This window comes from Pseudobutyrivibrio sp. 49 (assembly GCF_900100545.1).
Lineage (GTDB): Bacteria > Bacillota > Clostridia > Lachnospirales > Lachnospiraceae > Pseudobutyrivibrio.
This window is the reverse complement of record NZ_FNDP01000001.1, coordinates 585,523-598,970: the sequence shown is the minus strand read 5'-3', so window position 1 is coordinate 598,970 and position 13,448 is coordinate 585,523. Positions and strand designations below refer to the sequence as shown.

Genomic DNA, 13,448 nt, shown 5'->3' with positions numbered 1-13,448 from the left:
ATTACCTCTGTATTATTTGAAAATTCTTGTCTTCATACTGTATCCGTATTTCTTGTATTTTGCATCAGTAAGAACCTGACCAAGACCGCGGACACATGATTCCTGAGGCTCATCGATAGCATTAACCTTAATGTTTGTAACCTCAGAGAATAAATCTGTAAGCTGATGAAGCTGAGATGTACCACCTGTAAGATAAATTCCAGAATGTACAATATCTTTTGCAAGTTCTGGTGGAACCTTCTCAAGAATAAGCTTTACATTTGTGCAGAAACTCTCTAAATCGCTCTTGATTGCATTGTAAATAACGTCACTTTCAATCTCCATTTCGATTGGAAGGCCACTTACAACATCACGACCTACTACAGTAAGCTTCTCTCCTCTGCCTTCGACTGCAGAACCGATTTCCTCTTTAAGCTGCTTTGCTGTCTTCTGACCAATAACAAGGTTATAGTTTCTCTTGAGATATGTAACGATGGATTCATCAATCTGGTTTCCACCGAATGGTAAAAGCTCAGATAAAACAAGTCCACCAAGAGAAATAACAGAAATTTCTGTTGTATCTGCACCTAAGTCTACTACCATAACACCTGTAGGCTCAGATACATCAAGTCCCATTCCGATAGCGCATGCGATTGGCTTCTCGCATACTTTGATGGAATGTGGTTTATTCTTTGATTTGCTGAATAAGTCTGAGAATGCTTTCTTCTCTACTTCTGTAATATCTGTAGGAACAGCTACAACAATATCTGCTCCCTTGATTTTTCCCTTAAGTTCCTTCTCGAGTACTTCGAAAAGCATAGTCTGCATATTATCAAAATCAGCAATAACACCTGAAACGATTGGGAAGGAAACCTCAATTGTATCAGGAGCCTTTTCATACATTGAATAAGCGCTGTCTCCGTATGCGTACATCTGATTTTTATTTACAATAGCAATAGTATTTTTAATGTTAATTGTCTGACTGTTAGAACCACTGAAAATTTTAAGATTCTGTGTTCCTATATCAATACCGAATGAACCTGGCATAACTTTCCTCCAAAAAATATTTTAGTAAAAAACCATAATCAATGAAATTTTAGCACAGTTGACTAGGGTTCACAAGGTTGCTGTTTACAAGTTTTTGCAGGGATTTAAGGATACCAAGCTTAGCGTGATTCCATGTTAATCCACCTTGGAAAAATGCAGTATATGGTGCTCTAAGCGGACCATCTGCAGAAAGTTCGATGGAAGAACCCTGAACAAAGGCACCTGCTGCCATTATAACCTGGCTATCATAGCCCGGCATATCCCATGGCTCTGGTGTAACGTATGAATCTACAGGTGCTGCAGCCTGAATTCCTTCACAGAAAGCTATAAGGCCTTCTGGCTTGTTGAAGGTAACAGCCTGAATTATGTCGTAGCGAGGTTCTGTTGCATTTGGGATGCAAAGGAAACCTAATTTCTCATAGAGATTTGCAGCAAAAATTGCACCCTTTAAAGCGCCTGCTACTACTGTTGGAGCAAGGAAAAATCCCTGATAGAAGGATTGCATGATGCCAAGTGATGCGCCAACTTCTTTACCGAGACCTGGACTTGTAAGTCTGTGAGCGGCATTTTCTACGCAAGCCTTTGTTCCAACAATATAACCACCAATTGGGGCAAGACCGCCACCTGGATTTTTAATAAGTGAACCAACACACATATCAGCTCCTACTTCTGTAGGTTCTATTTTCTCAACAAACTCACCGTAGCAGTTATCAACCATGCAGATAATGTCTGGCTTAATTCCCTTGATAAATGAGATAAGTTCTCCTATTGCCTCAACAGAAAGTGTAGGGCGATTTGCGTATCCCTTTGAACGCTGGATAGTAACAAGCTTAGTACGTTCGTTTATTGCTGCCTTTATACCATCAAAATCAAAACCACCGTCTTCAAGTAAATCTACCTGAGCGTATGTGATTCCATATTCAGCAAGTGAACCATTTGAAGGACGAATACCGATAACCTCTTCCAATGTGTCATATGGCTTTCCTACAGGCGATAAAAGCTCGTCACCAGGACGTAAATTACTCATAAGAGCAAGTGCAAGTGCGTGTGTACCACATGTAATCTGTGGACGAACAAGTGCATCTTCTGTCTTGAATACAGATGCATATACCTTTTCAAGAGTATCTCGTCCCACATCATCATAACCATAACCAGTGGATGTATTAAAGCACTCTGCAGCTACTCGATGTTCCTGCATAGCCTTGATAACCTTTAATTGATTGTACTCTGCCACTTCATCGATTTCCTTGAAACGTGCTTCAAGAGAATCAATAACAGATGCACCGAAATTAAAAACTTCATTTGAAATTCCAAATTCTTTATAAATATTTAACACCTTATATAATTCCTTTCTCTTTTAAGGTTTGTAGAATTTTATCTAAAAGTTGTTTTTCTGTTTTTAAGTCAGTTTTATCCAGCCAAACAACCTCTTTTTCTCTTCTAAACCATGTAAGCTGACGCTTTGCATAGTTTCTTGAATTCTTTTTTATCAATTCAAGAGCCTCTTCAAGGGACATTTCTCCATTAAGACTCGCTATGATTTCTTTATAGCCAATTCCATCCATAGAAGTCATGCCAGGCTTGCAACCTTCTTCAAGAAGTGATTTTACTTCTTCAAGCAAACCTGCTTCCGCCATCTTGTCTACTCTCAAATCTATGCGATTATACAACAGTTCCCTATCATCATTTAATACAAAATATGCAAAATTATAAGGACTAATTCTGTCTCTTTCACGCTTGTTATGTACGGAGAACTGTTCTCCAGTTTGTTTGAAGTATTCCAAAGCTCTTATTACACGCTTTCGATTGTTTGCAGGAATGGATTCAGCTGATTCGGGATCAACTTGTCTTAGCTTTTCCAAAAGAGCTTCATTTCCATTCTCATCAGCGTATTTTTCGAGAGAACTACGATATTCCTGATCAATTTCCTGATCAGTAAACTGTATATCATAAAGTATAGCCTGTATATAAAAGCCAGTACCACCGCAAATGATTGGCACTTTTCCCTTTGCATAGATTTTCTCCATTGCAGCAAGGACCATTTCCTTAAAGCGTACAACATGGAAATCCTCCTGTGGTTCGATAACATCGATCAAATGATGAACTACACCGTCCATTTCTTCTGGCATTATCTTTGCGGTTCCGATATCCATTCGCTTATATACCTGCATACAGTCAGCAGAAATAATCTCGCCATTTATAGCCTTGGCGAGATTAATTGAAAGTGAAGTTTTACCAACTGCTGTTGGGCCAGTAAGTACTACTAAGTTTTTCATTAAATAATCCTTTTAAACTTTTTACCAAGCTCATATTCGGAAAAAGATATCATTGTTGGTCTGCCATGAGGACAATGATATGGGTTATCCAAATCTAAAAGCTCATCAATAAGTGTTTTGATTTCTGGAATGGAAAGTCTGTTGTTTCCCTTGACTGCCGCCTTACATGACATAGAGGCAACTTTTTCAATAATCATATCAAAGGAATCACTTGCCTTATATGACTGGCAATCTGCCAAAACTTCAAGGAAAAAGGCTTTTGGGTCGAGGTTTAAAAGATTTCCTGGAATTCCGTTAATAGCAAGCTCATTGCCACCAAAGGATTCTACTCTATATCCCAGTTTTTCAAAAGCTTCTCTGTAATTTTCAAAGAGCAGCACATCCTGAGGTGAAAGTGAAACAATAACAGGAGGACTTATCATTTGAGAAGTCATCTCATTATTTTTCAGGCGTGCCATGGTTTTCTCAAAGAGTACCTTTTCATGTGCAGCATGCTGGTCGATTATATACATATTTTTGTCGTACTCTACTATCCAATATGTATCAAATACCTGACCTATAATTTTATGTTCTTTAAAAGCTTCCTTGTTTAGGAAACTGATTTGTTCATATTTTTCTCCGCCACGATTCTTTTCAGCAAACTTCTTTTCATAAGGAGTATCGCTGTGAATCTGTGCAGTGATAGACTGTTTTATTTTTTCGAGCCTGTCTCTCTCAAAAGGTTCTGGAGTTTTAACAGGCTTTGGATGAGGAATAACCTCTGCTTCTGGAGAAGACATTGAAGATGAAGTATTGAATTCAGGTTGTAGTTCTACCTTTGATGTATTTACAGGTTGCTGAATTATAGGCTGAGGCTTTACAACTGGTTCATCTATATGGGTCTCTAATACATCTTCTCTTTTTCTAAGACGCTGATTAATTATTTTTGTTAGAAGCTCGCATATTTGAGCTTCATTCTCAAAACGTACCTCCTGTTTTGTAGGGTGCACATTTACATCCACAGCTGAATCCGTAAATGCGATATTTATTACGAAAAATGGATACTGATGTCCCATTAAAAATCCGTAGTAGCCTTCTTCACAGGCACGAGATAAATTATTGCTTTTTATATATCTGCTATTAACGAAGAAGTGTTCAAAGGCTCTATTTCCTCTAGCTATAATAGATTGTCCTATAAATCCGTTAATATAAACCTTTTCATCCTTGTAATCTAAATCCAAAACATTGGAAGCTATCTGACGTCCATATATCTGATAAATGGTATCTGAAAGAGAGCCATTTCCAGAAGTCATTAGTTTTTCTTTGCCATTTAGAATAAATTTAAATGAAATCTCTGGATGTGAAAGTGCTAAATGCTCAACAACATCAAATACATAGCTTCCTTCAGTACTTTCAGATTTCAAGAATTTCTTTCTGGCAGGAGTATTATAAAACAACTGTCGTACTATAAAGGTTGTGCCATCAGGTGCTCCCACATCTGTAAGAGAAATCTCTTTGGCCCCCTCGATAATATAGCTGGCACCAAGAAGAGAATCCTTTGTCTTTGTGATTAATTCGACTTTTGAAACAGCAGAAATACTTGATAAAGCTTCACCTCTAAAACCTAGTGAACGAACGTTGTCCAAATCGACTGCTGATGAAATTTTAGACGTAGAATGACGAAGGAACGCAATCTGAATCTGGTCTTTATCAATTCCAGAACCATTATCGGTTATACGAAGATACTCTATTCCACCACCTTTAATTTCAACAGAAATAGCTGTTGCACCTGCATCAATACTGTTTTCGATTAACTCTTTTCGACAGAAGCTGGTCTTTCTACTACCTCACCAGCGGCAATCTTATCGATTGTTTCCTGACTAAGTAAATTAATTTTTCCCATTATTCATTAACCTTATTGTGAAACTCAAATAGTATATTCATAGCTTCAAGCGGAGTGATTTTTGTAACATCAAGCTCCCTTAAACCAGCTATTATTTCAGCTTCGTTTTCTGATATGGTTACCCCTTCAAGAGATTTTAACTTCTCTTCTACCTGTTCTCTGATAGAAATTCTGTCAGAAACAGCTGCTATATCGTTTTCATTTAGCGAGTTGACGATAGTTCTTGCACGACTAAGAACTTCTTCTGGTAAGCCTGCAAGTCGTGCTACCTGAATACCATAGCTCTGGTCAGCACCACCAGGAATGATTTTTCTAAGGAAGATAATATCTTCACCTAATTCCTGAACAGCGATGCAATAATTATGTACACCTTTTATCTGACCTTCAAGCTCTGTAAGCTCGTGATAGTGGGTCGCAAAAAGGGTCTTTGCACCAATTTGGTAGGCGATATGCTCTACCACCGACCACGCAATAGAAAGACCATCGTAGGTAGATGTTCCTCTACCGATTTCATCCAAAATTAAAAGTGATTTACTGGTAGCATTATGAAGAATATTAGCAACCTCATTCATTTCCACCATGAAGGTAGACTGACCGGTAGATAAATCATCGCTGGCACCTACTCGGGTAAAGATACGGTCAACAACACCAATCTGCGCAGAGGCTGCTGGTACAAAGCTTCCTATCTGTGCCATAAGAACAATAAGTGCAACCTGACGCATGTATGTAGATTTACCAGCCATATTTGGTCCCGTGATGATTGCTATTGTTCTTGAGTCGATATCAAGTTCACAGTCGTTTGAAATAAACTGATCTGCGTTAATCATCTGCTCTACAACAGGATGACGTCCATCCTTGATATCGATGATTCCTCTATTATCAATTATCGGACGTACATAGTGATTCTTTTCTGCAACTACAGCCATTGAAATAATTGCATCTAATAATGCAATAGCCTTGGCAGTAATCTGAATTCTGTCAACGTTTGAAGCAATAGTATCTCTGACTGTTTTGAAGAACTCGTACTCGATTGTGTTAAGACGGTCCTCGGCGCCGAGAATACTGTCTTCAAGCTCCTTTAATTCAGGAGTGTAATATCTCTCGGCATTAGCAAGGGTCTGCTTTCTAACGTAGTAATCAGGAACTAAATCCTTATATGAATTTGTAACCTCAAGATAGAAACCAAACACCTTGTTGAATTTGATTTTAAGGTTTTTAATACCAGTTTTTTCTCTTTCCTTTGCCTCTAAATCTGCGAGCCACTGTTTACCATCCACCTTTGCAGCACGAAGTCTGTCTACTTCTTCATTAAAGCCTGACTTGATAATGTCTCCATCTCTTGAAGAAATTGGAGGCTCATCATCGATAGCTGAATCTATGAGCTCAAATAAGTCCTTCATGTCATCAATATTTGAATTAGTATCCTCTAAGAGATGACAATGAAAGCCTGAAAGCAAAGTCTTAATTGGTGTAAGCATACCAATAGACTGCTTAAAAGCAATTAAATCACGTGGATTAGCCGACTGATAGGTAATCTTAGTGATTAGGCGCTCTAAATCATAAACTGAAGAAAGGTATTCTCTAAGTTCTTCTCTATCTATGAGAGATTCATTAATTTCAGAAATGGCATCCTGACGCTTAATAATCTCATCTACAGATACAAGAGGCTGCTCAATAAAGCTTTTAAGCTGTCGTGCTCCCATGGCGGTTTTTGTCTTATCCAAAACCCAAAGAAGTGAGCCACGCTTTTGCTTGTCTCTCATGGTCTCAGTAAGCTCTAAATTTCTTCTTGTTGAGTTATCAAGAAGCATATACTTTCCATCTGTATATGGAGTGATATGTGTAAGGTGAGCAAGCTCTGTCTTTTGTGTTTCTTTAAGGTAACTGAGAAGTGCGCCTGCTGCTATTCGACCATAGGAAAAATCCATTAATCCAAGCCCCTCTAAAGAATGGGCATGGAAGTGATTTAACAACTCTCTTGTAGAAAGTGTATCGTCGTAGAAAGATTCATCCAACTGTGATAAAGCACTTTCGATTTTCTGCGAAACCTCAGAAATATCAATGCCTGATTCAAAAATAGATTTTGAATAAATAATTTCTGCAGGATTGAATTTATAAAGCTCATCAATAAGCTTTCTTATACTGTCTACTTCTGTAAGATAAAAGTCTGCTGTGGAAATATCACAGGAACTTACGCCAAAAATGCCTCTGTTATAGAAGATGGACATAATATAATTATTACTGCCCTCGTCAAGTGCCATCTGGTCGATATTTGTTCCAGGAGTAACAACTCTGATTACTTCTCTTTTAACAAGACCTTTTGCTTCCTTAGGATCTTCTACCTGCTCGCAAATAGCTACCTTATAGCCACGGCTAACAAGTCTGTTTATATATGAATCTGCAGCGTGAAAAGGAACACCACACATAGGCGCACGTTCTTCCATACCACATGATTTACCTGTAAGTGTAAGTTCTAATTCTCTTGAGGCTGTTTTAGCATCCTCAAAAAACATCTCATAAAAATCACCTAAACGGTAAAATAAGATACAATCTTCATATTCTGCTTTAGTTTTAAGATACTCCTGCATCATTGGAGTGTATTCTGCCACTATTTATTCCCACCTTATTCTATAAATTCTGATTTGCTATCACAGCTTCAGCCACCTTAAGTCCATCCATGGCTGCAGATGTGATACCGCCAGCAAATCCAGCTCCTTCACCACAAGGATACAATCCTTTGATATTGGATTGGAACTGCTCATCTCTGCTAATTCTTACTGGTGATGAAGTTCTGCTTTCAACACCGGAAAGAATTGCATCATATCTATCGAATCCCTTTATTTTAGTACCAAAATGACCCATTGCGTCAATAATAGATTGATTAATTTCCTGAGAAAATATCTCAGAAAGAAGTCCAAAGGCTGTTTTTCCCTTAGTTTCAGAAGAAAAATCGCCATATGCCTTTGATAAACGATTCTCTTTAAAATCGCCGTAAAGCTGCTGTGGAATCAATCCATTGGCAAGAGTAAAGGCCTTGCTTTCTATATTGCGCTGGAATTCGATTCCGGCAAGAGGATTACTTTTATCAAATTCTGTTGCGCCAACGGATACAACAATAGCACTGTTGGCATTATGACTATCTCGTTTTGAATAGCTCATTCCGTTAACCACTAAGCGGTTTTCTTCGGATGAAGAATTAACAACGAACCCTCCTGGACACATACAGAAGGAATATACTCCTCGTCCATTTTCAAGATTATGTGCAAGCTTATAAGGGGCTGGCTCAAGCTGGTTAAACTTAGGACCGTACATGGTCTCAGAAATCATTGCCTGAGGATGTTCTATTCTAAATCCAACTGCAAAATCTTTTGCTTCCATATCAAAGCCAAGGTCATAAAGAGTTTTGAATGTATCTCTTGCACTGTGGCCAATTGCTAGTACTACAGAATCACTGTAGTAGGTTTCGCCTTTTGATATAACACCCTTAATTTTACTATCTTCAATAACAAAGCTATCTACCTGAGCTTCAAAATGGAATTCTCCGCCAAGCTTGATAATTTCATTACGCATACTGGCAATAACCTGTTTTAAAATATCTGTACCAATGTGTGGTTTGCCATCATATAAAATGTTTGAAGGAGCACCAAACTTAACAAAGGTCTCTAGTACAAATTTGTTTCTACCAAGCTTGTCATTAACAAGTGTATTAAGCTTTCCATCAGAAAAAGTTCCGGCACCACCCTCTCCAAACTGTACATTTGAAGATGTATTTAAAACACCGGTCTCCCAAAACTCTAAGATGTCTTTTGTTCTGTCATCAACCTTTTTACCACGTTCAAAAACAATTGGATTCATGTTGTTTAGCGCAAATATGTAAGCGGCAAAAAGTCCAGCAGGACCTGCACCAACCACGATTGGACGTGATGAATTATAATTTGTTGAAGGTAATGCATAAACCTTTGGCTTATACGTATTTACGTTATTGTCTTTTGAACACTTTTTTAAGACCTTAGACTCTAAAGAATTGTCTAAGGTGACTGCAACAGAATAAACGAAAAATAAATCAGGCTTTTTTCTAGCATCAATAGAACGCTTTAAAATTTGATATTCTCTTATATCCTTTTCATTTACTCTGAGTTTCTTTGCTATAGCGCTAATTATTTGGTTATCTTTTGCTGAAATATCTAGCTTCAGCTGGTCAATTTTAATCATTTACACCTCTTCAATAATTGCCTTTGCAGCCTTTGAAGCTGAAAGGTATGCCCATGTAAGATTATAACCACCACAAATTCCATCTACATCAAGAACTTCTCCAGTAAAGTAAAGACCTTTACAATTTTTTGACTCCATACTGTCTAATTCAATACCGTCTAGCTCAACACCTCCGGCAGTAACCTGTGAGTTGTCAAAGCCTTTTGTTCCTTCTAGACTAACAGTAAAATGCTTGAAATAATAAACCAAATTATCTATATCTTCTTCATCAAGCTTTGAAACAACGGTATCTCCGTAAATACGTGCGTAACTTACCACGGTCTGGATTACCTTTTCATTTGAAATACCATTTAAAGCTGCTAGAATGGTTGCATTATTGTTGTGTGAAAATCTTTTCTTAAGCTCTTCTTTTAGCTCATCTTCTGACATAAAGTAAGCAAAATCAATTGATATATCAGAGAGCTTCTTATCAAGCTCATCAAAACCTATATATCTGCTAATGCACATAACAGGATAGCCTGAAATACCGTCTTTATTAAACTGTATTTCGCCCTCGCAGGAGGTATCTCTGTATGAAACCATCCCCAATGCTCTCACGCCGGCTAAATCCTTAAGACATATATCCTTAGAGACTACGCCCACCAATGCAGGAGCAAGCTTTGTGACTTTCATTTTAAACTTAGTGGCCATCTTGTAACCGAATTTAGATGATCCTAGAGTCGCTGCAGATAATCCACCGGAAGCCACACATACCTTTTTAGCTTTAATTACTGTTCTATGGGTAGTAACTGTAAAAACATCATCTTTTGAAATATCTGTAACACGATTATCCAAGAATACATCAATTCCAAGAGCGATAATTTCATTTTCCAAAGCATCTCTTACTGTTTTAGCCTGATTGGTGATTGGATAATAATATCCATCAAAATCTCTTTCAATTACACCTAATTCTCGCAAGAAATCTATCAAATCGTCATGATAATCTTCCATAAAGGAAAGGTCATGCTGACTGTAATAATAATCACTACTCATACGTCTATTGGTAAAATTACATCTTCCGTTACCAGTAGATAATATGCGTCTTCCAACGACTCTGTTAAGTTCTGCTAAACATACCAAAAGACCTGCTCTTGCAAGCTTAATTGCAAGAACAAGTCCTGAGAATCCAGCACCAACTATACAGACATCGTAAAGCTTTTCGTTGTTATCCATATAATTTACCTCAATAAATGTAAGCTATAGGCAATACTGCATAGCTTAGCTCCGCCTGGGAATTTCATTAAGGTCTCTTCGTCTATACCTTTAAAAATGAACATAGAGACAAAGTAAACGATAACTCCAGCAATAATAGAGACAATACATCCTACAAAATTAGCAACACCTGCTGAAGCACTTAATGAAACCAGACCATTAATCAATCTGTAAACTAAGTATACTATAACACCCATAAGTGCACTTGCTTCAAGTGGAGCAAGAAATACTTTTTTGATATCAATATTTGCGCCTGAAAATTTCAGTACAGCAGATTGATTCAAAAAGCACATAAGCAGGGCGTAAAATGCATTTGCGATAATTACAGCGTAAATATGCAGATCAAAGACTTCTAGTAGTACGAATAAAAAGGCAACATGTGCCACTAGGGCTATTAATGCATTTTTTACAGGGATAGTCATTTTATCTATACCCTGTAAAATACCATTTGATAGTGTAGATAAAGAATAGAAAATAATAGAGCAACCACCTATCATAAGCATTAATCCAGAAGATTTTTCTGAATCACTGAATAAAAGCTGCATTATTGGTGAAGCTAAAACCATCATACCTACACAACATGGAAATGCTATAACCATGACAAATCTGTTGGCCATATTAATCTGCTTTTTAACCAGTGCAGCGTCATTTGAATGAAAAGCTGCAGTCAAGCTTGGAACAGTAGATGCTGCCATAGCAGATGCAATGGCCAAAGGTACATTTATAAGTACCTTATACTGACCAGTAAATACACCCCAGCTTTCGCTGATAAGAGTGGCATCATGGCCTTGTGCAAGGGCAATATTTTTATAAATACCCTGATCAATAATAGAGCTGATATTATAAACCGTTGTACTTAAAAGTACAGGGATAATAGTCATTACAAGGGCGGACATTATCTCGCCATATCCTTCAGTATTTCTGTGCTTATCTTTTTTCATCATTTTATTAAATACTTTTTTGAAAGCGAAAAAGATAAACAAAACAAAAATCAAAGCAAAGGCTGCTCCTGAAGCGGTACCCAGTGTACCACCTGCAGCACCGAAAGCCGCAGCATAACCCTTTTCATTTCCTAGAACACCACCAACTTTTTTTCCATAACTAAATAGAATGTGAGCAGCTACTACAGATACTATAGCGTTGACAATCTGCTCTCCTATTTGTGATATAGCACTTGGTATCATAGAGCCAAGGCCCTGGAAAAATCCACGAAATACACCAAGAATAGCAACCACTAATAATGTTGGAGCCAAAACCTTTAAAGCTATGGCTGACAGTGGAGTCTTTAAAAGTGAACCTGTAAAAAATTCGGCACCAAAGAATACTATTAGTGATGCACTACCACCTGTTATAAACGCAAAAAGAAGGGCGCCGTGCAAAACCTTGTTTGCGTCTTTTACGTGCCCTTTTGCCATTCTTGCAGAAACCAGCTTGGAAACAGCAAGTGGAATACTGTAAGAAGAAATAAGCAATATTATATTGTATACCTCATATGCGGTACCATAGTAGTCGTTTCCGATTTTGCCTATAATAGCCTTAAGTGGGACTCTGTACATGAGTCCCACAATACGGCTTATTATTGATGCCATTGCAAGGATACTGCCCTGCATAAGAAACTTGGTATCGCTACGTTTGTTTCTTGTAGTCATAAATTAATTATTTTGCCTTACTAAAATCATTTTTGTTTGCATAGAATACATTCTCATCACTGTAATCATGCTGGCAAGCCTGAATCCATGTTGTACCAATATTTAACTGGATTTCCTCGCCTGTAGCTAAGTCATAATAATGAGTGATATCACTATCACCATCCTTTGACCAAGCAATGTCAATCATCTTACCATTTGTGATGTACTTTCCAGTACCTGTGTTGTAAGAAAGAAGATATCCAAGATACTCAGAGCCCTGATAAATCCACCAAGCTACATCCTCAATGATAATGTTCTTAGCAGTAAGCTGCTTACCTGTTGTAGCATCTACCTGCTTCTGATTGAACTCATATCTGTAATATAATCCATCATCCTCGTTGTAAATCCAATAAGGCTTGTTTGTGTAATAGTACATCTGAATTGCCTGGCAATCTTCACCGTTTTCAAGGTTGTTGCCATTCTGAGCAAACTTGAAATGTGGCTCATAGTTTGCAGGTAATGTCATATCATACTTCATCTTCTCAAGACCAATTCCGATACCATCGGAGTTAGTGTATAAAGTATGCTCGCTCTTACCAGTTCTGTATGTAGCAGCACTACCCTTTTTACCTTCAAGCTTAAGTGCATTAAGGTTTTCTACGAGGCCACCGTCAATAAGCTCAAATGCTGCTGGATTTCCACCTGCATGCATGTAAACAGCATCGTATTCACTTGCAAAATATACATAATAAGGTCTTGCACTTCTAACGTTACCAATCTGGTCAAGACCAGTGTAGTCATCAAAAATAGCCATCATACGAGTGATGCCACCCTCAACTACACATTCATAAATAACCCCTGCATTTCCAATACCGTACTGAGGCAAACATGCCTTTGTGTTCTCAATCATAACTGCGACTGGACGCTGTCTTCCATATTTGGGATCAACCCATTCGCCATTAAGGTAGCTTCGAACCCTTCCATCCTCGGATACCTGATCCCAAAATGCTGCGGAATCATCGAGAACCTCAACGTCTTGCTCTTCCTCCGCAACTGGTGCATCATCAACATCAGTTACAGCGACTTCTTCATCTTTCTTACCGCAGGCAACAAGAGAAGTTACCATTGTAAGAATAAGCATTGCAGATACTACCCTTTTTTTCATAGATTAGT

General features: G+C 37.9%; 8 protein-coding genes and 1 pseudogene. All 9 read right to left on the bottom strand.

What is annotated here, in order from left to right; translation table 11 throughout:
* Positions 1 to 12: 12 nt before the first annotated feature.
* The 9 genes and pseudogenes from mreB to BLP54_RS02620 all read right to left on the bottom strand — a co-directional run bounded on the left by mreB (position 13) and on the right by BLP54_RS02620 (position 13,440).
* Positions 13 to 1,026, bottom strand: a complete 1,014-nt coding sequence (mreB, locus tag BLP54_RS02660; protein ID WP_090166465.1) for a rod shape-determining protein — start codon at positions 1,024 to 1,026, stop codon at positions 13 to 15.
* 49 nt (positions 1,027 to 1,075) lie between these two features.
* Positions 1,076 to 2,362 carry a methionine gamma-lyase family protein gene (locus BLP54_RS02655; protein ID WP_090166463.1) on the bottom strand — a complete coding sequence of 429 codons (1,287 nt, stop codon included), beginning with the start codon at positions 2,360 to 2,362 and terminating at the stop codon, positions 1,076 to 1,078.
* Between the two features lies 1 nt (position 2,363).
* Complete coding sequence (gene miaA, locus BLP54_RS02650) at positions 2,364 to 3,302, bottom strand: tRNA (adenosine(37)-N6)-dimethylallyltransferase MiaA (protein WP_090166461.1); 939 nt, start codon at positions 3,300 to 3,302, stop codon at positions 2,364 to 2,366.
* Positions 3,302 to 5,184 (bottom strand): annotated as a pseudogene (mutL, locus tag BLP54_RS02645) (DNA mismatch repair endonuclease MutL). Before mutL ends, miaA begins: the two are co-directional and overlap by 1 nt.
* On the bottom strand, positions 5,184 to 7,793 hold the full coding sequence (mutS, locus tag BLP54_RS02640) for a DNA mismatch repair protein MutS (protein WP_330386121.1): 2,610 nt from the start codon (positions 7,791 to 7,793) through the stop codon (positions 5,184 to 5,186). The pseudogene mutL and the gene mutS overlap by 1 nt, the downstream one beginning before the upstream one ends.
* 19 nt (positions 7,794 to 7,812) lie before the next feature.
* Positions 7,813 to 9,396, bottom strand: a complete 1,584-nt coding sequence (locus BLP54_RS02635; RefSeq protein ID WP_090166459.1) for an NAD(P)/FAD-dependent oxidoreductase — start codon at positions 9,394 to 9,396, stop codon at positions 7,813 to 7,815.
* Positions 9,397 to 10,608: an aminoacetone oxidase family FAD-binding enzyme gene (locus BLP54_RS02630; protein ID WP_090166457.1), complete on the bottom strand. Its 1,212-nt coding sequence runs from the start codon at positions 10,606 to 10,608 to the stop codon at positions 9,397 to 9,399. It lies immediately after the preceding gene.
* 5 nt (positions 10,609 to 10,613) lie between these two features.
* Entirely contained in the window at positions 10,614 to 12,296 is a 1,683-nt protein-coding gene (locus BLP54_RS02625) for a putative polysaccharide biosynthesis protein (protein ID WP_090166455.1), read from the bottom strand.
* 7 nt (positions 12,297 to 12,303) lie between these two features.
* On the bottom strand, positions 12,304 to 13,440 hold the full coding sequence (locus tag BLP54_RS02620; protein WP_090166453.1) for a DUF3048 domain-containing protein: 1,137 nt from the start codon (positions 13,438 to 13,440) through the stop codon (positions 12,304 to 12,306).
* Between the last annotated feature and the right edge of the window lie 8 nt (positions 13,441 to 13,448).